Below are 23,761 nucleotides of genomic sequence, written 5' to 3'. Positions count from 1 at the left end.
ACTGTTTGCCCCGGCACAATGCCCGTGAAGCTGTCAAAAGGGAAATTGCTTCGGCTTATAACGGAAATAACAAAACCTTATGGCGCTGTTAAACGTTGATATTGATTGGCTCAGAACCTTTTTGACCGTGCTGGAAACTCAAAGTTTCACCCGCACAGCCGAGATTTTGTTGCGCACCCAGCCCGCGATCAGCCAGCAAATCAAACGCCTGGAAGAAACCGTTGGCACCCCGCTGATTTCCCGACACCGCAATCAGATCACGCCAACCGCAACCGGCCTTGTCGTCAAATCCTATGCCGAGGATATTATCGGGCTGAATGACCGCATGTTGGCCGACCTGCTGGAAGCCGCGCCACCCATTTTGCGCATCGGCCTGCCCGATGATTATGCCACCATATTTTTACCGGAAATTCTGCGCTCTGCCACCAAGCGCCTGCCCCATACCGAAATAAGCTGCCATGCCGGTTACAGCGTGGACCTCGGCAAACGGGTCGCCCAGGGCGAACTCGACCTTGCCATCATGACCGCCGAGGCCGAGGGCGACAGCCTGCATGTCATCTCCGAACCCCTGGTTTGGGTTGGCCTGCCGGACTTTGACATCCACCAGCGCCCGCTGCCCGTCGCGGTCTATCACGATGCCTGTTCTGTCCGACAAAGTGGCCTTGCCGCCCTGCGCGCCCAAGATATCCCGCATTGTATCAGCCACAGCAGCAACGCCAATTCCATGCTGGTTACGGCGGTGCGCGGCGGCCACGCCGTGGGCGTGATGCCCGCCTGCACCGCCCGGCATGAAAGGCTGCATGTCATCACCGGGCCCGACATGCCCGAGCTTCCCCCCATTAACATCGCGCTTAAAATCCGTGACCAGGCAACACCGGCCCTGCGCGAACTGGCCCTAAGCGCCATTTCCGCCCTAGGCCGCGAAACACAGCCTATTTAACCTGCATCTCTCCAAAAGCCGATGCTTGAGATGATACGGCACGCTCGCAAATGGCAACCGATCATACCGATATACCCCATCACATCCCCTAACGGGCACCCCCTTGCATAACACAACTCTTACAGGCAATAATGCCACGGCAGGTTTTGATCCGTGTCATGTGAGGCGCTGTCTCCTTTGCAAACCGGAGAGACTTAAAAGGATGGAAATCAATCAATTTGATTTTTGATCAGACACTATTGAGCCCCTCAACGAAACACAATTTTGCAAGTTGGTATTAACGGATATTTTGGTATGAGCGACTTTCAAGCATGGATTGGTAACTGTCATTTGCGCGCAACCGAGGGTGATGGCGAATATCGCTGTCAGGCAGCAGTCTGGGCGCGAGATTATAGCAGTTTCCGTTCGGCACTTGAGACCCATATCGCGTATCTTGACTACTCAATTCTCTGGCTGGAAGAGGTTCTTTCCGCTCCGGAATACCTTTCCCGACACAGCGCGCAGCAACGCCAGGTCGGCGCTCTCGCTCAAGCCGTGCATGCTGGACATACCGTGGAACTCGGCCCGATAGAAGGCACGATCACAGAAACTACAAAAAGTTACCTAACTGTTGAGAACCACACATTTGAGCATCCCCTCCATCAAACAGATATGCCGTTCCGAGATCAGGAATGGATCGCACCAAAGTTAAAAGAGTTGCTGTTTAACCAGCCAAAGAACGGATCAAAAATATATACGTATCTGGTCGTGGACGCCACACTGCGCAAAAACATCACTGGCGTATTTGATCTCGACAGCATCGATGTGCCGATACGATCCCTGTTCAAAGGCAAGGCAGCACAGGAATTGAAAGAGAGCGCGCCTTACCTCATCGATATGACACTTCCAGATACTGCATGGACGAACAATGAAGACGTACCGACATTCCATCGTGATTTTTTCCGCAAACACTGGGGCCAAAATACAGGAATATTCATCCGAACTACAGCGTCCATGGACCATGTCTGGGGACATTTCAGAAAATTTATCAGATTACAGCGCGAGGATACCAAGGCATGGATCTTTTTGAGGTTCTGGGACCCTCGCGTTGCAATTTCTTATTTCTCTCATATCGCTGACTGGTGCGAGCGTTGTACGGCTTGGTTCCATCCCCGCAATGCGCCTGGTATCAAAGGCTTGATTGTTGAGGCTAGAGATGGATCAACGGCGTATAATATCGTTCCCGACATCCCAATTTCATCCAAAATTTCTATTTTTCCCAATCAAATTCTTTCTATGCGCGAAATTGAGGCATTTGAAAACAATCAAACTGTCAAGTTCGACGAAAAAATTGCCCTTCAACTATTAAAACAAGATCCGATATGGCTATCTCGCTTCAACGCAACAAAAGACGCAATTATTTCGTTCGTCGCAAAAGTCAGATATCAAGCCCAAAAAGAAGGCTACACTACTGAACGAGGCATAGCAACTCTATGTTATGCGTCATTATATCTTGGAATACATTTTGAAGAGGATCATAGATTTAATAAAAAAACAAGAGAGATCCTAATGAAAGAAAAATATTCTGAATCAGAAAAAAAAGAGAAAATCATCGAACTTCTTGACCGGAAAAAAAAGGAGAACTTCTTTTCTGATAATTCGATAGAAAAAAAAATAAAAGAAATTCTTTCATTCATTGAGACCGAAAACGATATTTCTCCTGCAGACAAAACCGCATCATACATGAGAAAAATTGAAGATATTGAATCATTCAAGAAAAAATCTTTAAGCTGCTTCGATTTCAAAAATCAAACAACCCCAAAAAAGATAAACACAGTTATTAAAATTTCTCTTTTACTTGGCATGTATTGGGGAGAAAACCCTATTTATCACGAACTAAAGCTAGCAATTTTATCGAACAATTGGCGTGTAGATGTTGCAAGGTCTCTAAGACGCATTATTGAAACCAAACAAACTGAACGGGAAAACGTACTATGGGCGTGATTGACTACGGCAGCGCATGGAAATGGATTAACGAATTACCCAACACACCTCCCGATGAAATTTCCAGCCAGTGCCACAACTGTATACCGCTTTATGAAGAAGTAGCTGCGAGGGTCATCAGAGCTTTGCAGTTGCCGCTAAGTCAGTCAAGCCAGGAACGACTGCATAAAGACTGGCCTAGACTGCGTTTCATGGATTTTTTAACGGTTCAGCAACGGTTTGGTAGACTTTACGCGCAACTCGACAGGATCAAACGCATTTCCGGATTATACGCAGAATCTTTTCAAACTCTTGATCAGCAATTGGTCCAAATACCGTTTGTTGGTTCTGCGGCGTTTGCATCCAACGTCGTACGCTGGGAAGTTACCGATCTCATTCGCCTCTATTGCTCATTCGTCTATAATATCGAATATCAACGTGGCCGAAGTGACGCTTTTCTGCCAACATCTTTAATGTTGGATACACTCAATAAGGTCATTGTTGGAAACGCAGTCGTTTTCGTTGAAGTTTTTGCGATTTTCGATTTCTGCATTCGACATTTCCAGGAATTCGGAAAACCTCTGGATGAGACGGCAATTAACGATTTCGAGCAATGTCTTAAAGCATTTATCGCTTGGTGGGATCGCGTGCAGCCTGGTAATCGTATGTTTCCCGATCTGGAAAACATTGAGGTTGATAGAAAAGGGTTAATTAGAGCGGGTATTTTAGATTCTTTACGTGCCCAGACACGCGACGAAAGGCGCGAAGCATCTACTCGTAAAATTTTATTTAATGAGCAAAATTTTACTCTCCAGCAGTACATGTATGACAAGATAGATTGGGGTCCTTATGACCCTTTGGAGATTGGGCTTGTTCTTCGCGGTTATAGGGCAGCAGCCAAGTTCACCTATAACCAAAACACGGAAGTCGATGATAGCTTCATTATTTATTATGATCGAAGCGGTTGGATATCCGAGGCTGCGGATAGATACCCTTATACAATTCAGGTCGTTTCTCGGTTCGATGAGATGTGGTACGAAAACAAAGAAAATAGGAGTTTTCTTCGTCAAGAACTTCAAATGATGACAGTAGATGCGCGAGGATATTAACGTGCGTAAGCTTGTAATCGCCAGCACCATTGCCTTGACGCTGGCATCCGTATTTTTGGTGCGAAACGCTGCCGGAAAACGACCACATATAAACATCTCACCGTTTGCTGATACCTATGAAATACAGCAACAAACAGGTATCGATTTTGGCTTTAATGAAGATAAAAAGTTCCCTGGTTTTGGGGGACGAAACAGTCACACTGATGTTGTTTTGGCGGCTCTGGACGTACGTATTGAATGTCAAGATGCGATCCTGAAAGTTATTGCCAACAGAGGCTTGGCGACATCTATTGATATCGTATGTCCTGTTGCTGATCATTCTGATTTTGATTTAGCGGCCTCCCAAACGCAAAAATTAATTAAAAGGTTCACAGAATCGCCCGAATGGGATCTACGGAAAAACTTAATGCTAGAAAGGAGCAAAGAAAATATTTTTGGGGAAAGTGTTTTTTCTGCATTTAATTACTTGGCGACCCAATCGAACCAAAATTTCGGTGTAGAGCGTGTTCCCTTACTCTCATGGACTTCAGGAACAGCAGATGGCTATGCAGAATTAAGCGCGGTCGTTCATTGGAGAGATGGAGATGACCGATTGCGATATGAACTTAAAACATCTTTTGACAGCGATTGTCTTCTAGACATTGCAAATTACGAGGGTGCATCAAAACGAGGAGAATTAGACCAAGATCAATACCAGAAGATTGCATCGCTGAGAGAATATTTCTCCAATCGCGTATATACTGATATCCCCTGGAAAGAACGTGTCGCTTTGACGCATCGATATGTAACCGAAACTTGCAAAAATACAAAGTGATGGAAATGAAACTACCAGCCGGAAAAAGCTCAACGGCCTCAAAAATGATTATCTGAGGCTGTTCTGTTTTTGCTGTATGCAGGAAAAATACCTCGCCACATCACGTTGCCTTGACGACATCAAAAGCAGCGTCACAACACCAGTACGTGAAAGTGATGGTCAATGATATTAGCCAAAGCTGCAGGACATAGAACAGCAACGCCAATTCCATGCTCGTAACTGCCGTGCGCGGCGGCCATGCCGTGGGCGTGATGCCCGCCTGCACCGCCCCGGCATGAAAGGCTGCATGTCATCACCGGTCCCGACCTGCCCGAGCTTCCCCCCATTAACATCGCGCTTAAAATCCGCGACCAGGCAACACCGGCCCTGCGCGAACTGGCCCTAAGCGCCATATCTGCGCTTAATCATGCAAATATTGAGCCTTAAAATTATTTAAAAGTAGAGGCACTCACTTTTCCACAGCAATCAAATAAGACCAAAAACTTCAATACCTTTAGTTGAAAACCTACCCTTAAGTGAATTTAAATGTCACTTTTCCCCTCAGGCAAATACCACTATAGTAGAAACATGTAATAAATGGATAGGGTCCCGTTTTTACATACTCAATATGGAATAGACGTGCCTTGCTCCTGCCACATCGCTTTTGCCTGCCAAATCCTGACCATGCTCTCATGGCTTCAAATTTGGCGGTTTGGTTGTGTGCATCCTTTGTAACAGCACAAAATTATACATTTCATATTTGTTAATTCGACCATGAAATCACGCCAAATATCAGCGTTGTCAGATCGGGCTCCATTCAGGGAACTCTTAAAATACAGATAGACCCTATGACAAAGCGATGATCATGACTTAAAGGGGGGAAAGCATGCTCAGTTCATCAAGCAGGAAAACGACACTCATTTTACTGGCCACTGTGGCAACAGATATCCTGTGTCTGCACGGACCGGCCCTGGCCGAAAATTTGTTCTTAAGCACCGGCAGCCATACTGTTTCAGGCACGGAAACCTATGAACAGCTCAGGCTTGGCGTTGCACCAACCTCTGGCAACACTGTTCTGAATATCGGCACGGGCGCCATTCTGAACAGCGGCACACGTGAAGGGTCGACGGCAAAAGAAACATTTGTCGGCATCGATACGGGGGCCAACTCGATTGTCAATGTGACTGGCCCCAATGCCGTCTGGAATGACAATGGCACAGCCCTTCTCATCGGCTATCTGGGCGAGGGAAAGGTGAATATTTCCAGTGGCGGTAAGGTTTCGGCCTATCATGTCAAAACCTCTCCAGATGCGGGAACAGGGTCGATTTCCATCACCGATAGCGGCTCAAAACTGAAATCAGAATCACACATCGGCTTCAAAAAAGGCACCTTCGAGGTCAAAAATGGTGCTGAACTTGAAACAGTATCTGGCGGTATTTACCTGAACAGTGCCACCTTTACCGCCTCGGGCAATGGCACCAATATCAAAATCGGCACAGCACATAGCGGTACACCGGCAAGCTTTGAAAGTGCGGACGGCTATTTCAGCGTTGAATCCGGGACAGCCACAATCTCGGATGGTGTCACGCTGGAATCAGATGCCGGTTATGTCAATGGTCATGGCGTTGGAGATGAAAACAAGGCGTCCATGACCGTTACCGGGGAAAACACCACCTGGAACGCCCATTTGGCCCTGTATGTTGGCGGCAGCGGTAATGGTCCCAGCAATAACACCGGCGAACTGACCATTTCGGGCGGTGCGCAGGTTTGGGCATCCACCGTCGGGGTCGGCAATGATCTTGGTTCTACCGGCAGCATTCTTGTGACCGGAAGCGACACTAAACTGTCGTCCATATCGGACACCTTTTCTGGCAAGGGCTATATCGGCGTAGACGGTACCGGCACCATCACGGTTCAAAACGGTGCAACATTCTCTATGGCCGATGTCTTGCGGATGGGCTTTACCGCAGATGCAAACGGCACCCTGAATATTGGTGCCGATGCCGCCAGTACCGCCGTTGCTGCAGGCACGGTTACGGCCACCAACGGCGTCGAATTTTATGGCGGCACCAGCACCATCATCTTCAATCACACCGAAACGGATTATGAATTTGCAAACGCAATGGTGTCGAAAGAAGATGGCAAAGGCACAGTTCGCAATATTGCGGGCAAAACCCGACTGACCGCCAACAGCAGCGGATTTAGTGGCAATGTCTCACTTGAGGGCGGCACCCTGACACTGGGCACAAGCAGCGCCATTGGCACATCGAAACTGACGGTCAGCGGCGGCACACTGGGCCTGGCGGATGGCGCAAATATCAGCAATGCAATTGACCTCGCAAATGCAACCTTGTCCGTCGAAGTCCTAAGCGGGAACGCAGCCCTTTCGGGCACTATCACCAATACGGTAGACCCTGTTAATTTGGAAAAAACAGGGGCGGGAAACCTGACGCTGAGTCAGGATCAGACATATAACTATATCAAGGTGGGCAATGGCGGCCTGACCTTCGATAACAACACCACAACCGCCGCCGGACTTTTCGTTGGCGGCGAAGGACAGGAAAGCCCTTCGCTCACTGCTCAGAACGGAAGCATTTTAAATATCACCAGCATGGTTATCGGTACCTTTGACCCGAGCGTTGATGCCCCAACATCAATTAAAGGCAACCTCATCTTGAAGGGTCAAGGAACCAAGCTCAATACCAGCCTGACGGCACGGATTGACAACGGCTCGCTGGAGGTTCTCGACGGCGCTCATTTTCACAGCAAGAACACTTTAGCTATCGGTATGCCGACACCGGGGAAAACCGGCGTGGTAACGGCATCAGGATCGGGTAGCCAAATAACGACTGATGGTGGCATTACAATCGGCGTGCAAGGTGGAAATGGTGAGCTGTATATCAAGGAAGCGGCAACAGCAAACATCACCACAGGCATCACCATTGCCCAAGATAAAAATACAACAGGGAAAATCAGCGTCTCGGGTAGCGGAACACTTGTCGATTTGGCGGATGGAGCCCTATATGTTGGCTCGAAGGGTGACGGCACGCTTGATATTTCAGACGGTGCCGTCTTTGAAGCAGGCCTTCGAGTTGAGGTTGGCTCTGCTGTCGGATCAAGCGGGAGACTAAACATTTCCGGTTCCGGCTCGACATTAAAAATGACCAATGACGGCACCGCATTCGGCACTGACTATTATCTGAGTATCGGCACCTACGGTAGCGATGGCATCACTTCTGTAACCAATGGCGGCAAAATAGCGGACGCACAAAAAATCATTGCCGGCTTCGTCGAAGGCTCCGCTGGTACCCTTATTATTGACGGGGCAGACTCAAGTGCAACGTCAACTATCTATACCATGATCGGCTACAAAGGATCGGGCCAAGCCACACTGTCGAACGGCGGCAAGCTTACTGTCAGCGATTCAACGCGCGGCGTATATATCGGTTATGATACAGGCTCGTCCGGAGTTCTAAATATTGGTGCCGCAGAGGGAAGCGACCCAGCCGCCTCAGCAGGTATTGTTGATGCAAGCAATGTCATCTTTGGCAATGGTACAGGCTCGCTTGTATTCAAGCATACGACAGAAAATTACGACTTTACCTCCAACATTTCCGGTGCCGGGGCCATCAAGATTCTTGCCGGTGATACAACCCTCTCAGGAAACAATAACAATTTTACCGGCTCGACAACCCTTTCGGGTGGCACGCTCTCGGTGGCATCAGCGGCAAACCTTGGCGCTGGAAGCCTTGTTCTGGATGGTGGCACGCTTGCAAGTACCGGCTCCTTTACAAGGGCGCAAGATGTCACTCTGAATGCGAACAAAAACAGCACGATCAACACCGCTGGCGATACCGCGCTAACCCTTTCCGGCATTGTTTCGGGCACGGGTTCTTTGACCAAAACAGGAACCGGACAGTTGTTCCTGACCGGAAACAACACCTATTCCGGCAACACCACGGTTAACCAGGGTTCATTCGGCGGTACCGGGACGCTCGGTGCCCTTTCGGTCTTGTCCGGTGCTATTCATGCGCCGGGCAACAATAGTATCGGCACCCAGACGATAAATGGCAATTACACTCTGAACAGTGGTTCAACCCTCAAGATCGAGGTGAATGACACTGGCAACATGGACAAGGTGGTGGTTCAGAATAACGGCACCGTCGCTCTCGGTGGAGCAACCCTTTCCATTGTGGGCTTGCAGGGCAACTTCGCGCAAAACGACTATTCCCAAATCATCATTGATAATCAGGGCGCATCCGCAATTACCGGTACTTTTGCCTCGGTAACAGACGATCTCGCTTTTTACGATGCGACCGTCACCTACACCGCGGGAACCGGCAACGATGTCTCGCTGAAGCTCAAGCGCAATACGACCGGTTATGCTGATGTTGCTTCAACCCCCAACCAGAAAGCAGTCGCGTCGGTTCTGAGCGGTCTCGAGGGAGCAGACAACCTGCTGAACAACATTCTTTCTCTGTCGGAAGCCGGGGTGAAAGAGGCTTATACCCAGCTCACCGGCAACATTTACCCCATCACCCAGCAGGCCAGCATCAATCTGAACCAGCAGGTCAGCCAGCAGGTAGGGACCCGTTTGACCACCCTGCGCACATCAACAAATTCCGGCAGCCAGGCCGGGCTGGCCTTTTCGGCCGCCGAAATGGCCGGCTTTGCCCAGCCCCAGGGCATGATTGATGTAACCCAACCGCTCAGTGCATCGCTGGGCTGGTCCAATACATCCACAACGTCATCCTCTGACAAAGCCCCCAACGGCCTTTGGTCACAAACGGTGGGCGGCCGGGGCATCATTGATGCCGACGGGGAATCGGTCAAAACCGGTTATGACTGGCTGGGCATCATTGGGGGTTACGACAGGGCCATAACACCCGACATTACACTGGGTGCCTTCTTTGGTTATATCAATGGCAATAGCGAACAGAGCGCAATCCGATCAAAGATTGACACCGATACCTTTACCGCTGGCATGTATGGCGAATACCGCAAAAATGACTGGCGGGCCAGCGCCCAGCTTGCCTGGAGCCGTGTTGCCTCTGACAGCCGACGCGACCTGAAAATTGGGGGCTTTGACCAGAGCGCAACAGCCAGCTACACCGACCAAAGCCTGTCGGCCGATGCAGAGCTGGCCCGAACCTTTCAGGTTGAACAAACCATGTGGTTCGAGCCCTATGTCTCCGCCTCGGTCCTGCAACAATATTTGGGCGACTTTGCCGAAACCGGCGCTCCGGGGGCCAATCTGGCACGTGACGACGATACCAACCTTGTCGGGACATCAAGCATCGGTGTGCGTTTTTCGACCGAATATGATGTGGGTAACAATAAAAAACTGCTGCCCCAGTTGGGGCTGGCCCTGAAACATCATATCGGGTCAACCGACAACAGCAGCACCCTGCACTTCACCGCAGGCGGCAGTGATTTTGTCGTCAATGGCACCCCAAAGGACCGCAACATGTTAACCGCCAAAATCGGCTCCGCCCTGAAATTTGGCGATTCCTTTCAGGCTTTTGCCAGCTACAATCCGTCTTTTGGGGCCAAACAAACCGAACACAGCTTTATTCTGGGTGGCCGTTTTGAATGGTAAGGCAATAGACCTATAAACGAACCCGCCCCCACAAAACCCGAAACAGGCCTTCACGCGCTATCAGCTTGAAGGCCTGTTTTTGTCTGTCCCCAGAACGACACAATATTCAACTTTCGACACCGCCATGCCCAGGCGAATGCCCCTTGCCATCAGGATGCAAAGACCCGCGATATCGCACAATCAAACCAATTCCCAACGGCGCGCTTAACTTTACATCGAAATGGAAAATGCCATTTTGCACATATTCACGGCTGTCGCTTTTGGGCAGCAAAAAACGTGGCAACGGAACCCCCATGAACCATCCGCGACGCACCGGCAATTGAATACCCGCATTAGTCGCATCCACATCCATTTCATAATTAAACACCCCAAAACCCTCGCAAAAGCGATAGGGTGTCGCAGCGCTACAGCAACGTGACCGGAAAATTCTCCCGCCAAAATTGCGCTGCCAGATCTCGCCTGTTTCGATACGGGTTTTTGTGACGCTCACCGCACATTTCTGACTGGCCGGTGGAAAACCAAAAAACCAGGCAATCGCGCGCGCAATCAGGGAACGCCCCCGGATGACTTCGGCCTGCCCCGAAAAACTTTCCACATCATGGACCGAATGCAACGCCCGAATTTCAGACGGCAAAAGAAACCATCGGTCCCGCAGCACAGATTGAAAAAGAGGGCGCACGGGATTTTCGTCCATCTGAAAGGATACAGACAGGTCCGTCATCGCCTGTTCGGTCTGAGGGCGGCTGGTTTCCGCAAGACAGGGGCGCGCACCTGCCGCCACCTGACCCAAAACACGGTTGCGAATCACCGCACGCGCGGCGATGGCCGGGATATACGGGCCATCACCAGCTTCTGCAATCAAACGCCAGCACCGCCGGACCGTTTCACCGTCCTTGGTGCCAATAACAACAACCTCCATGCCCCCACGGTCCGTGCCAAAGGGCCGGAGCATATCCGCCATCTTGCGGATGATACCGACACGAAAAGGCGTTACATCGAACATCCAGCGACGGCGCAGTTTCCCAACCCAAGACATCGCCGCGTTCAAAATGCCCAATTCCATCCCGGCACGAAACATCACCGACCTTGCGTTAAAGAAGCCCGGGAAAAGGCGAATATCAGGCACCTCGATAAACCGCGCCGTACGTTTTATGTCCGGGGCAAGACGCAAGTTTCGGGCGTCACTCCAGCACGCCTGATCGCACCAGACACCGCCACGCCAGACACGCGAAACCGTGCCCAATTGGCCAACAATGCCAGTGATCACCGACATGCCGCGCGGCGCGCGATTTCCCGGTAAAATCGCGCTTTCAATCAACAAAACCGCATCAAGCCCGTCACACAAATCAGATGCGATAGCGGACGATATACCCGGCACGGTAGACACCCCTGAGAGCAGGCATCTGTTATTCTGGCGTGCCGGACCATTCAGCACGGTTATGCCAGTGGTAAAGGCCGCATCGTCGGACAGATCAAGATAATCCGCACCATGATCAAGGCACATCCGCGCGATTTTATAAGGATCATCGCGATAGGTATGAAAGGGTCCGGCAGCATCCACCACCATATCCGGCGCAACGGAAAATATGCGTTCCGGGCAAGCATGCAGATCGACTTCCAAAGCAGCACAACCAAGATCATTCGCACATGCCTTGGCTTTGGCCCGATGACGCCCGGCAACAACCACATCATGCCCATCGCGCAGCAAAAGTTCGGCCAGACGCGAGCCAAAAACACCATAGCCGCCAAGAATGACGATTTTCATTCCATCAACCTTGCCCGAAGTTCCGGATCGGGAATGCCACACATATCCTTCCGGCCAAACAAACGATAACGGTTACGGGCAATAATGCGATAAAGCCAGTCCTGAACCGGGCGCGGCAACAGGCGCAGGGGCTGCAAACACAGGCCAGGGCCACCAATGCGCCGACCCGCCCGAATAATGGCCTCAAGGGAGCCATAGGCCTGGCCATCCATAATCAAAAGCCAGCTTTCAGGATCGTCGGCAGACATGCCGTAATGGGAAAGAAGTGCCCGGCCAAGGGGGCTTTGACTGCGGCAAATGCGAAATTCACCGGCTTTGTCAAAACGCGCAATCATCCGTGCACCAACGGAGCACAGTGCACATTCGCCATCCATCACCGTGATTGGCCCGGCATCATCAAACGGTGGAATAGACGGGTCCGACCGATACCCATATGGAGCCTGTGACCTGACAGCCTGCATGACACATCCTTGCACATCATCATCCGGGACGCTGGCAGGCTGCCTGATCAAAAGCCGTCAGGCAACTGTGCCATCCTTGCGCCCGCCAATCAGAAATTCGACATTGCCTTCCGGGCCGGTGATCGGGCTGGTGGCAAGGCCCAGAACGCGCCAACCGGGCAAATTTGCCAGCCAGTCGGAAATCGTATCACATACTTCCTGGTGCAGTTCGGGTTCACGCACGACACCCTTTTTGCCCACCCGTTCCTTGCCGACCTCGAATTGCGGTTTGATCAGCGCGACCAGATAACCGCCGGGCTTTACCCGTTCCATGCTGGCGGGCAAAACCGTGCGCAGACCAATAAAGCTGGCATCACACACAACAATATCAACAGGATCGGCAATCATTTCTGCCGTGACATGGCGGGCATTGGTTTTTTCCATCACCACCACACGCTCATCATTGCGCAGCTTCCAGTCAAGCTGGCCCTGCCCGACATCAATGGCATAAACCTTTGCTGCCCCCTTTTGCAGCAATACATCGGTAAAACCACCCGTGGAGCAGCCAACATCAATGCTGGTAAAACCGGTGACATCGATGTCAAATTCCGTCAGTCCCTTTTCCAGCTTCAGCCCGCCGCGCGAGACCCAAGGGTGGGGCTGCCCGCGCAGGGTGAGCGATATGTCGTCGCGCACCTGCATGCCGGGTTTGTCGAGGCGCTGCTCGCGGGTAAACACATCCCCGGCCATGATATGAGCCTGGGCTTTTGCAAGGCTTTCGACCATGCCCCGGTCGACAAGCATCTGATCCAAACGTTGTTTTTTTGCCATGCCGGTTTGTACCCCACCCCGGCAGAAAAATCACGCCCGGTTTTCGGGGGATCGTGCGTTAACTTGCCAACGGCTCTAAAAAGGCACGCGGCACCATCGCCAGCAAATCATTCAGGGCTTCACCCTGTACGGCAAGATGGGTGCGCATCAAATCGGCCGCGATATCCGCCTTGCCGCTGGCGATGGCATCAAGAATTTCGGCATGTTCATTATTGGATTTTTCCACCCGGCCCGGACGATGAAGCTGCAACCGGCGATAGGGCGAAAGCCGGTTGCGCACGGTTTTTGTCTGTTTTTCCAGATAGGAATTACGACAGCCGGCATAAATCGCCTCGTGAAAGCGTACATTGGCGGCATAATAGGCATCGGCATCCACCTGCCCGCGCAGGGCATCACATTCGGCCGACAGTTCATAAAGCCTGTCAATATCAGCCTTTGCCATGCGCCGTGCGGCCAGGCGGGCACACATGGCCTCAAGCTCGGCCATGACCTCGAACATTTCAATCAGTTCGGCAATGGTAATCGAGGCCACCACAGTACCGCGACGTGGCAGGGTCGCAACCAGCCCGCTGCGCGCCAAAGACTGCAATGCCTCGCGCACCGGGGTTCGCGAAACATTGAACCTCTCGCTCAGGCTGCGTTCATCAAGGCGGTCACCGGGTTGAAGCACACCCGTTACAATATCGCGTTCCAGCGCCTGAACCAGTTCTTCCGCCAGTTTACCATTCCGCGCCATACGGCACCCTCCATAAAAGCTCAAGCGTGGTATACCAGAACACATCTTTCGGTGTGTTTCAAAGAAATTCCATCCCAAAAATTCTCCTATCCGCGCTGCATTGCGAAATATAAAAGCGCATAAAACCGCCATTAACAGCGTTTCAGCCCCTCTTTCCTATGTGGCATTGCAAAAGGCCCATCTGGTATACAAAAATCAATAGACAGCATGCCAGGAATCTGCAACGCTTTCTCATATGGCGAACAAAGCCACAATAAAAAGCGCATAACGCGCATATGCGATTATTTAAAACGCAGCTTCATCCGGGAGGAAATGATGAAGATTTTTAGCTCGTCTCTCAAGGCATCGGTCGCAGCCCTTGCAATGGCGGCAACCGCCTTTGGCATGTCCAATATTGCCTCAGCCACCACCCTTAAACTGTCCCATCAATGGTCCACCAGCGATGTCCGCCACAAGGTGGCGGAAATCATTGCCAAAGAGGTCAAGGCTGCCAATGTGGATCTGGATATCCAGATTTTCCCGTCCGGTTCGCTGTTCAAGGCCAAAGAGCAGTGGACGCCAATGGAACGCGGCCAGCTTGACATGATTGTTTATCCGCTGGCTTATGCCGGTGGCCGCCACCCCGAATTCAACCTGACCCTGATGCCCGCCCTGATCAAAAACCATGATCACGCCAACCGGATGAACAAATCCGAATTCATGGATCGCCTGGAAAAGATCCTGAATGACAGCGGTGTTGTCACTGTGGCGCACGGCTGGCTGGCCGGTGGCTTTGCCTCGACCAAGGGCTGCATTCGCACCCCGGACGACGTTAAAGGCCTGCAAATCCGTGCGGCGGGTAAATCATTTGAACAAATGCTGCAGGGGGCTGGTGCCTCCATCGCCGCGATGCCCAGTTCAGAAATCTATCCGGCAATGCAGACTGGCGTTCTTGATGCCACCAACACAAGTTCGTCCAGCTTTGTTTCCTATCGTATCTATGAACAGGTTAAATGCTACACCCCGGCAGGTGCTAATGCCCTGTGGTTCATGTATCAGCCGGTTCTGATGTCAAAGAAAAGCTATGACGCCCTGAACGACGCCCAAAAAGATGCCTTGGCCGCAGCGGCAGAAAAGGCCGAAGCCTACTATGATGCCGAAGGCCGCAACGAAGACGAAACAAGCGTCAAGGTCTTCAAGGAAAACGGTGTAGAAATTGCAGACCTGACCGATGAAGACTTCCAGAAATGGCAGGATCTGGCGAAGGAAACCTCCTATGCCGAATTCGTCAAGGAAACCCCAGGCGGCCAGGAACTTCTTGATCTCGCCCTGTCGGTAAAATGACGTTTTCCCGGCGTCGCACGTCCTGCGGCGCCGGTCTTCCGACAAAAAACCTTGCATAAGGAGGCCACGCGTGAGCAACGCCGCCCCCCATTCCCCGTCACTTCCGATTGACATGCCCGAACCTTACGGGAGTACCCGGATTGTGCAGACAAAATCGTCAAACTCGCCGTTTCCGCCGCCGCCAGATATTGAACCACTCCCCACTGAACCAAAGGCGGGCAAGGCACAGATTCCGCCTTCACCAACGGGGGCCGTTGGCTCCTTCATTCATGGTGTGCATCTGCTCTCAAAGATATGCGGTGCGGCCTCTGCGGCCATGTTCACCATCGCCATGCTGATCATTTGTCAGCTGGTTTATATGCGCTATGTGCTCAATGCCTCCACGGTCTGGCAAACAGAGGCGGTGATTTTCCTGATGATCGGCGCAACCCTGGTCGGCCTGCCTTATGTGCAAATGATCCGCGGTCATGTGAATGTTGACCTGCTGCCGATGTATCTGAAACGCGGCAATCGTAAAATTCTTGCCGTGATCATTTTATTGTTCGGTCTGGCGATTAGCGGCTTGTTTGGTTTCTATGGGATTGAACTGGTCATTGACGCCTATGAAGGCGGCTGGCGGTCCGAAACAGTCTGGGGCGTTGCACTGTGGAAACCCTATAGCGCCCTGCCCATTGGTTTTTGCCTGCTGTTTTTGCAATTCCTGGCCGATCTTTTGGGCCTGATCACGAACCGCACTACGCCCTTCGACATCCCCGAAGACGCCGTATAAGGAGAGCACCTGATGGATCCCCTGCTTCTTGCTGCCCTTGTCGGCATCGCGACCACCCTTGTTCTTTTCTCCGGCATTCCGGTGGGCATTGGCCTGCTGGTGATCAGTGTCGGCTTTATCATGATCTTTGATGGCGTCGGTTCGCTGCCGCTATTGCCCGAAATTCTGTTTGGCAAACTGGAAAGTTTTGAAGTTCTTGCCATTCCCATGTTTATTCTAATGGGGGCGGTTGTGGCCTCCTCGCGCGCAGGCGGCGATCTTTATTCGGCGCTGGACCGCTGGCTGACCCGCGTTCCTGGCGGCCTGGTCATTTCCAATCTGGGGGCGTGTGCCATCTTTTCTGCCCTGTCCGGGTCATCCCCGGCGACCTGTGCCGCAATTGGCAAAATGGGCATTCCCGCCATGCGCGAACGCGGCTTTCCCGACACCGTGGCATCGGGGTCGATTGCGGCAGGCGGTACGCTTGGCATTCTGATCCCGCCCAGCGTCACCATGATCATTTATGGCATTTCCACCGAAACTTCGATTGGCCGCCTGTTTCTGGCAGGTTTGCTGCCAGGCCTGATGGTGACGGCCCTGTTTATGGCATGGTCGCTTTATTCCACATGGCAACAGGGCCATGCGGGCACCGCGCTAGCATCGGTTTCCTATAGCTGGAAAGAAAAATTCGAAATCCTGCCGCGCATTCTGCCCTTTCTGGTCATTATTGCAGCGGTATTGTTCGCGCTTTATGGCGGGGTGGCGACGCCATCGGAAACGGCGGGGGTTGGTGCACTGTTCTGCCTGCTCACGGCCGTTGTGGTTTACCGGATGTGGCAGCCTGGCAAAATCTGGCACATCCTGCGCGATACGACGCGTGAATCCGTGATGATTCTGCTGATCATCGGCGCGGCAGGATTGTTTAGCTATATGCTGTCGAGCCTGTTCATCACCCAGTCCATCGCCCACTGGATTTCGGACCTTGATGTTAATCGCTGGGTTTTGATGGCATTTATCAATGTGTTTTTGCTGATCAGCGGGTTTTTCCTGCCCCCCGTCGCTGTCATCCTGATGTCGGCACCCATCCTGCTGCCGGTGATCATCAATGCCGGGTTTGACCCGTACTGGTTTGCCGTGATCCTGACGATCAATATGGAAATCGGCCTGATCACCCCGCCGGTTGGCCTGAACCTGTATGTGATTAACGGCATTGCGCCGGATATCCGCCTGCAAACCATCCTGAAGGGTGCGATGCCCTATGTTGGCTGCATGTTTGTTGCCATCATCATCCTGTGCATTTTCCCTGAAATTGCCACCTGGCTGCCCAACGCCATGATCGGAGGAGGCCGCTAATGTCGCGAATGTCCGTTCGTAACTGGATTTCATCCATCGCCGATCGCGGGCGCGAGCTGCTTGACCTGCCGCTGAGCGCCCCGCAGGACCCGTTCATGCGCCTGGCAACGCTATGCCATGATCTAGTGTCGCAAAAGGGCGAAGCCCGTGGTACGGCCCTGGCCCGCGAAGTGGTGCGGGGCTGGGAAAATCTGGCGGAAAGCGAGCATCTGCGTTTTTTCACCATGATGCAGAACGAATTTTCCGCCGACCGCATTGCCGTGATTGAAGCCGCAGAGGCCTATAAAGCCGATCCCAATGAAAGCAACCTTGCAGCATTGACCCAGGCATCGGAACCTGCCCGCCAGGAGCTGCTGCGCCGCATTAATATGGCACCGGGCGGCACCCGCGCCATTGTCGATATGCGTAATTCCCTCCTCAATGCGCTTAAGGAAAACCGCCATCTTGAACCCCTTAATGCCGATATGCAGCACCTGCTGACAAGCTGGTTTAACCGGGGTTTTCTGGAACTGCGCCATATTGACTGGGAAACATCGGCATCGATCCTGGAAAAACTGATCCGCTATGAAGCGGTACATGAAATTCAGGGCTGGGATGATTTGCGCCGCCGCCTGGCCGATGACCGCAAATGTTTTGCCTTTTTCCACCCCGCCATGCCCGATGACCCGCTGATTTTTGTCGAGGTGGCCCTGGTGCATGGCCTGGCCGATAGTGTGCAGGCCCTGCTGGCCCCTGAAATTGATGAAACCGCGCAATCCAAAGCCAATACCGCCATTTTCTATTCGATCAGCAACTGCCAGACCGGCCTGCGCGGCATTTCCTTTGGCAATTTCCTGATCAAACAGGTGGTCGAGGAACTGAAGCGCGAGTTTCCCAAACTCGAACAATTTGCCACCCTGTCGCCGATTCCCGGTTTTATGGGCTGGCTGCGCACGCGGCAAAAATCCGACAATGACGATGCCAAGCAGGCCGCAGAAATCCTGACCGCAATGGAAGATGACAGTTGGGTAAATGATGCCGCCCGTGCCGAGGCGCTTAAAAAACCAACCCTACAACTTTGTGCACGATACCTTGCCCATGCCAAGCGTGGCAAAGCGCCGCTGGACCCAACCGCGCGCTTTCATCTTGGCAATGGCGCGCGTCTGGAACGCCTGAACTGGATGGGTGACATTTCAACCAAGGGATTGCGCCAGTCGGGCGGGATCATGGTGAATTACGCCTACCATCTGAATGATATTGAACGAAACCACGAATCACTGGTTAATGACGGCAAAATCGCGCTCTCGCGTGCCGTTTCACAGCTTGCCGGAAATCAAGGATAGCCTGCCATGTCACAAAACCTGCTTTTAGAATTCATCAAACGGTTCCCGGCCGATCGTTCGCGCCCGTTTCTGGTGGAATATGACGGGTCCGAAGTCAGCTTTGACAAACTTCTGGACCTTACGGGGCGCTATGCCAGCGTTCTGGCGTCTCATGGTGTGGTCAAAGGCGATCGCGTTGCCGTTCAGGTCGATAAATCGTCCGATGTGATCGCGCTTTATCTGGCCTGTTTACAGCTGGGGGCCATTCACCTGCCGCTCAACACTGCCTATACCGGCGATGAAATCGCCTATTTTCTGGGCGATGCTGCCCCGCGCGTTTTTGTTTGCATCCCGAACCGGCTTGAAACATCGCAGAACCTTGCCAGCAAAAACAATGTTGCCGCCGTTCTAACCCTGGGCACCAAGGGCGATGGCACCCTGAATGACCAAGCCGCCAGTGCGCACGCCAGCACCGATATTGCCGATGTGACCAGCGACGACATTGCTGCCATCCTGTACACCTCGGGCACCACGGGGCGTTCAAAGGGCGCGATGCTTAGTCATGGCAACCTGACGTCAAACGCCCTGACCCTTCATAAAGCCTGGGGCTTCCAGCCGGACGATGTATTACTCCATGCCCTTCCGCTGTTTCACACCCACGGGCTGTTTGTTGCGGTCAATATCATGCTGCTTAATGGTGGCAAGATCATTCTGCTGTCCAAATTTGATGCCGATGACGTGATCGAACGCCTGCCGAAATCCACTGTTTTAATGGGCGTTCCCACATTCTATACCCGCCTTCTGGCGCATCCCGGCTTCACCCGTGATGTCACTTCAAACATGCGGCTGTTTGTTTCAGGCTCCGCCCCGCTGCTGGCCGAAACCCACGACCAGTTTTTTGAACGCACGGGCCATAAAATCCTGGAACGCTATGGCATGACAGAAACCTGCATGAACACATCCAACCCGCTGGATGGCGAACGCCGCCCCGGTGCAGTTGGCCCGGCCCTGCCCGGCATTGAAGCCCGGGTGTGCGACAAGGATGGCAATATCCTGCCGCATGGCGAAATTGGCGTGCTGGAAGTTCGCGGCCCCAATGTGTTCAAGGGATACTGGCAAATGCCGGAAAAAACCGCATCCGAATTTCGCAAAGACGGTTTTTTTATTACCGGCGACCTCGCCACCCTGGGCGAGGACGGATACGTCACTATTGTTGGCCGCGACAAGGATTTGATCATTTCCGGCGGCTTTAACGTCTATCCCAAGGAAGTCGAAGAAGTGATTGGCGAGTATGACGAGGTGGGTGAAGTTGCCGTCTTTGGCCTGCCCCACCCCGATTTTGGCGAGGCGGTTGCCGCCGTGATCGTGCCAGCCAATGCAAATGGGTTTGATGAACAGGAACTGATCGCCCGTACCCAGGACAAACTGGCAAAATTCAAGGTACCCAAACGCATCTGGAAAATTGACGAACTGCCGCGTAACACGATGGGCAAGGTGCAAAAGGCCCAGTTGCGTAACGAATATGCCGATACCTTTAAAGGGGGCAAAAACTGATCTCCCGGTGGACGGGCGACGGCAGGCAGCAGCGCCCCCTTTGTGCGCGCCCTGCCGTCAGCCAATGTTTCACCATAACTGCGCCGGGCAACAATTGCTGTTGTCTGGCGCTTTTTTATTCGGTCAAATCACTCCTGTCCCCCTGATGGAGAAAGAAGCACATCATGTCCTCTTTTACCGCCCGTCAAATCATGATCGACGCACATGGCCCCGCCGGGAACATGATCGTCAAAAACATTCCCCTGGGCGTTCCCGGCCCCAGTGAAGTCCGCATCCGCCAAACCGCGATTGGTTTTAACTTTATCGATGTCTATCAGCGCAGCGGTGCCTATCCGCTTTCGCTTCCAAGCCCGCTGGGCCATGAAGCCGCCGGGGTGATCGAGGCCGTTGGCAGTGATGTCACCGATCTGAAAGTCGGCATGCGCGTGGCATACATCAATGCAGGCCTTGGCGCCTATGCCGATTTGCGCAATGTCAGCGCGGAAAAGCTGGTGCCCCTGCCCGATACTGTGTCGGATGAACAAGCTGCCGCCACCATTTTCAAGGGTATGACAGCGCAGTACCTGCTCAAACATACCTGCCCGGTTCAGGCTGGCGACATGGTGATTATCCATGCCGCTGCGGGTGGTGTTGGTCAAATCCTGTCGGGCTGGGCCAAGGCATTGGGGGCGTTTGTGGTGGGAACCGCTGGCTCGGACGAAAAATGCGCCATTGCGCGTGCAGCGGGTTGCGATATTGCCATTAATTACCGCAACGAAAACTGGGTGGAAGAACTGCTGGCCGCGACCAAGGGCCGCAAGGCGCGCGTGGTGTATGATTCGGTTGGCAAACACACCTTTCTGCAGTCGCTGGACCTGGCACAGCCTTTTGGCATGGTGGTGCTGTTTGGGGCGGCATCCGGCCCGGCACCCGATATTTCGCCGGAAATCCTTAATAAAAAGGGCTGCCTGTTTTTAACCCGGCCATCGGTTTTTCCGCACAATGCAACGCCGGAACGTTTCCGTGCCAATGCGGCGGATGTGTTTGATGCCATTGCCAAGGGTTTCGTCAAAGTGGAAATCGCGGCGCGTTTTGCCCTTGAGGACGCCCCCGCAGCCCACGAACTGGCCGAAAGCCGGGCATCAAGCGGGGCCATCCTGATGGTACCCTGATCAGTCCTGAAGTGTCACCATCGCCAGCCCATTTGCTGTTTTCCCCAAAACCACCGGATCGGGCTGGCTGTTATCTGCCAAAAGAACTAGGTTCAGGGACGCACCTTCTGGCAACAGGCAGATAAACATGAAGAATTCGGCCCTTTGGTATCGGCAGTTTGGCGACCCGCTCGACGTTCTTGGCCTTGAAACAACCCCACTGAAACCGCTTGAAAGCGGGCTGGTTCGGGTGGAAATGATCGCCGCGCCCATAAACCCGTCCGACCTGATTCCGGTAACGGGGGCCTATCACCATCGCATTTCGACGCCGCAAATTGCCGGGTATGAAGGGCTGGGCACCCTTGTTGAAAAGGCCGCGGACGCGACCTGCCCGTTTTCGGTGGGGCAGCGGGTCATGCCCCTGCGCACAACCGGCACCTGGCAAAACTTTGTCGATGCCGATCCCGCCTTGATGGTCGCTGTGCCCGACAACATCCCGGACGACATTGCGCTACGTGGCTATATCAATCCGCTGGCGGCATGGTTGATGCTTGATCTTTGGCCGGTAAAGGACAAAAACATCCTTGTGACCGCTGCCGGGTCTTCCTGTGCGGGCCTGTTAACTCAATGGGCATTGGCACAGGGCGCAGCCTCTGTTACCGGCATATACCGCAGCGCCGTGCGCAAAACCGGCATTGAAGAGCTTGGGGCCCATCCCGTTGATATGACCAACGAAGCCGCCCTGACAGACGCGGCCAACAGCGCCGACATTGTATTTGATGCCGTGGGCGGCGACCTTGCCCGACAGTTACTCGCACATATGCCCGACGGCAGTGTTCTGGTGTCCTATGGCCTGTTGTCAGGCCAGCTTTTCGCCCTGCCGGAAAATGCCGTGGCGCGCATTAAGCGGTTTCATCTGCGCGACCGGCTGGAAACCGTTTCGCCCGCTAAATGGCAGGGCTGGTTTGATCAGCTTTGGCCGCTGCTACACGATGCCAGCCTGCCGCCGATTGCGGTTTTTGACCTGGCAGACTGGAAAAACGCCATTAACTTTTTTCATCAGCCCGGCCGGTTGGAAAAACCGGTTTTGCAATTCTGATACCGGGATCACCCCCACCATCAAACAGGACGGTAAACACCATGAACGACATGCAACATCCCAAAGTCGCGTTTGTGACCGGTGGCGCCCAAGGGCTGGGTTTGGGCATCAGCCTGCATTTGCTCGATGCCGGTTGGAAAGTCATGATGTTTGATCTTGATGAAGAAGCAGGCCGCGAGGCAATGGAGGCCCTGAACGCGGATAAGCGGGAACGCTGCCTGTTTTTTGCCGGTGACGTCGCGAATGAGGACGATGTTGCCCTTGCCATCCAGCGCACGATTGACCGCTTTGGCCGCATTGACGGGCTGGTGAACAATGCCAGCATCGCCAATCCCGATAATGGCCCGTTTGAACATCTGGATTGGGAAAACTGGCGTCGCGTGATCAATGTCAATCTGGGCGGGGCGTTTCTGGCGGCCAAACACGCCACCCAGCATTTGCGCAAAAGCAAGGGTGCCATCGTTAACATCGCCTCCACCCGCGCCTTTCAGTCCGAAGCCAATAGCGAGGCCTATGCCGCCACCAAAGGCGGGCTTGTCGCGCTGACCCATGCCATGGCCGTCAGCCTTTCGGGGGCGGTGCGCGTGAATGCCATTGCACCGGGCTGGATCGAGGTTGCGGACTGGCAAAAATCGGCCAACCGCAGCACGCCGGTCCATAGCGAAACCGACAAAAGCCAGCATCCGGCCGGGCGTGTCGGTATCCCGGCAGATATTGCCAATGCGGTGGCCTTTTTACTCGATGGAGAAAAGTCCGGCTTTATCACCGGGGAAACCCTGCGCATTGATGGCGGCATGACTCATAAAATGATCTATAAGGACTAACCCGTTTCTTCTGCGACTCGCTCGCAATATCACGAATTTTGGTTTTCCTATAGGGCTGCTGAGGGGCTGGTAAGAAAGTACTTTCACCAGCCAAATTGCGTTGTACACGCCAAAATACACGCAAAAAGAGAACCCACCTTAAGTTTCCCCAAAATTTACACGCACAGATTTCAAATCCTTGAAACGGCAAATTGCAAAACTGAACAATTATATCGCAAATGATAGTGATGATCATTATCGTTGAGATTAATTAT

The 23,761-nt window shown here is 52.9% G+C and carries 17 protein-coding genes; 13 read left to right on the top strand and 4 right to left on the bottom strand.

Annotated elements, in window-relative coordinates; all coding sequences use genetic code 11:
- The first annotated feature begins 79 nt into the window (after positions 1-79).
- The 5 genes from LF95_RS05030 (at position 80) to LF95_RS05010 (ending at position 10,403) form a co-directional block, all read left to right on the top strand.
- Positions 80-940 (top strand): LysR family transcriptional regulator, encoded by an 861-nt coding sequence (locus tag LF95_RS05030; protein ID WP_073953948.1) that lies wholly within the window; start codon positions 80-82, stop codon positions 938-940.
- 294 nt (positions 941-1,234) lie between these two features.
- Positions 1,235-2,923 carry a DUF4123 domain-containing protein gene (locus LF95_RS05025; RefSeq protein ID WP_073953947.1) on the top strand — a complete coding sequence of 563 codons (1,689 nt, stop codon included), beginning with the start codon at positions 1,235-1,237 and terminating at the stop codon, positions 2,921-2,923.
- Positions 2,914-4,011: a hypothetical protein gene (locus tag LF95_RS05020; RefSeq protein ID WP_073953946.1), complete on the top strand. Its 1,098-nt coding sequence runs from the start codon at positions 2,914-2,916 to the stop codon at positions 4,009-4,011. The genes LF95_RS05025 and LF95_RS05020 overlap by 10 nt, the downstream gene beginning before the upstream one ends.
- 1 nt (position 4,012) lies before the next feature.
- Entirely contained in the window at positions 4,013-4,825 is an 813-nt protein-coding gene (locus tag LF95_RS05015) for a hypothetical protein (protein ID WP_143181943.1), read from the top strand.
- An 865-nt stretch (positions 4,826-5,690) separates the two neighbouring features.
- The gene (locus LF95_RS05010; RefSeq protein ID WP_073953944.1) at positions 5,691-10,403 is read left to right on the top strand and encodes an autotransporter domain-containing protein; all 4,713 of its coding nucleotides are present in this window, start codon (positions 5,691-5,693) and stop codon (positions 10,401-10,403) included.
- 106 nt (positions 10,404-10,509) lie between these two features.
- On the opposite strand, the gene LF95_RS05005 is transcribed toward LF95_RS05010, so the two are convergent.
- From LF95_RS05005 to LF95_RS04990, 4 genes are read right to left on the bottom strand one after another with little or no spacing between them, the layout of a single operon-like run.
- Positions 10,510-12,168, bottom strand: coding sequence for an SDR family oxidoreductase (locus LF95_RS05005; RefSeq protein ID WP_073953943.1), 1,659 nt, complete (start codon positions 12,166-12,168; stop codon positions 10,510-10,512).
- Positions 12,165-12,629, bottom strand: coding sequence for a thiol-disulfide oxidoreductase DCC family protein (locus LF95_RS05000; RefSeq protein ID WP_073953942.1), 465 nt, complete (start codon positions 12,627-12,629; stop codon positions 12,165-12,167). The genes LF95_RS05005 and LF95_RS05000 overlap by 4 nt, the downstream gene beginning before the upstream one ends.
- A 57-nt stretch (positions 12,630-12,686) precedes the next feature.
- Entirely contained in the window at positions 12,687-13,439 is a 753-nt protein-coding gene (locus LF95_RS04995; protein ID WP_073953941.1) for a TlyA family RNA methyltransferase, read from the bottom strand.
- Between the two features lie 58 nt (positions 13,440-13,497).
- Positions 13,498-14,175, bottom strand: a complete 678-nt coding sequence (locus LF95_RS04990; protein WP_073953940.1) for a GntR family transcriptional regulator — start codon at positions 14,173-14,175, stop codon at positions 13,498-13,500.
- Between the two features lie 312 nt (positions 14,176-14,487).
- Between LF95_RS04990 and dctP the strand changes: the two genes are divergently transcribed.
- The 8 genes from dctP to LF95_RS04950 all read left to right on the top strand — a co-directional run bounded on the left by dctP (position 14,488) and on the right by LF95_RS04950 (position 23,507).
- Positions 14,488-15,498: a TRAP transporter substrate-binding protein DctP gene (gene dctP / locus LF95_RS04985; protein WP_252509661.1), complete on the top strand. Its 1,011-nt coding sequence runs from the start codon at positions 14,488-14,490 to the stop codon at positions 15,496-15,498.
- A gap of 70 nt (positions 15,499-15,568) precedes the next feature.
- Entirely contained in the window at positions 15,569-16,267 is a 699-nt protein-coding gene (locus LF95_RS04980) for a TRAP transporter small permease (RefSeq protein ID WP_143181942.1), read from the top strand.
- Between the two features lie 12 nt (positions 16,268-16,279).
- Complete coding sequence (locus tag LF95_RS04975) at positions 16,280-17,599, top strand: TRAP transporter large permease (RefSeq protein WP_073953939.1); 1,320 nt, start codon at positions 16,280-16,282, stop codon at positions 17,597-17,599.
- The gene (locus LF95_RS04970) at positions 17,599-18,921 is read left to right on the top strand and encodes a malonyl-CoA decarboxylase (RefSeq protein WP_073953938.1); all 1,323 of its coding nucleotides are present in this window, start codon (positions 17,599-17,601) and stop codon (positions 18,919-18,921) included. Before LF95_RS04975 ends, LF95_RS04970 begins: the two co-directional genes overlap by 1 nt.
- A 6-nt stretch (positions 18,922-18,927) precedes the next feature.
- Positions 18,928-20,454 carry a malonate--CoA ligase gene (locus LF95_RS04965; protein WP_073953937.1) on the top strand — a complete coding sequence of 509 codons (1,527 nt, stop codon included), beginning with the start codon at positions 18,928-18,930 and terminating at the stop codon, positions 20,452-20,454.
- A 164-nt stretch (positions 20,455-20,618) separates the two neighbouring features.
- Positions 20,619-21,605 (top strand): quinone oxidoreductase family protein, encoded by a 987-nt coding sequence (locus LF95_RS04960; RefSeq protein WP_073953936.1) that lies wholly within the window; start codon positions 20,619-20,621, stop codon positions 21,603-21,605.
- 127 nt (positions 21,606-21,732) lie between these two features.
- On the top strand, positions 21,733-22,683 hold the full coding sequence (locus LF95_RS04955) for a zinc-dependent alcohol dehydrogenase family protein (protein ID WP_073953935.1): 951 nt from the start codon (positions 21,733-21,735) through the stop codon (positions 22,681-22,683).
- A 41-nt stretch (positions 22,684-22,724) separates the two neighbouring features.
- The gene (locus tag LF95_RS04950; protein WP_143181941.1) at positions 22,725-23,507 is read left to right on the top strand and encodes a glucose 1-dehydrogenase; all 783 of its coding nucleotides are present in this window, start codon (positions 22,725-22,727) and stop codon (positions 23,505-23,507) included.
- Positions 23,508-23,761: the final 254 nt, after the last annotated feature.

This window comes from Thalassospira sp. TSL5-1, assembly GCF_001907695.1.
Lineage (GTDB): Bacteria > Pseudomonadota > Alphaproteobacteria > Rhodospirillales > Thalassospiraceae > Thalassospira.
Note: the sequence above shows the minus strand (reverse complement) of the source record. Positions and strands in the feature narration are given on the sequence as shown.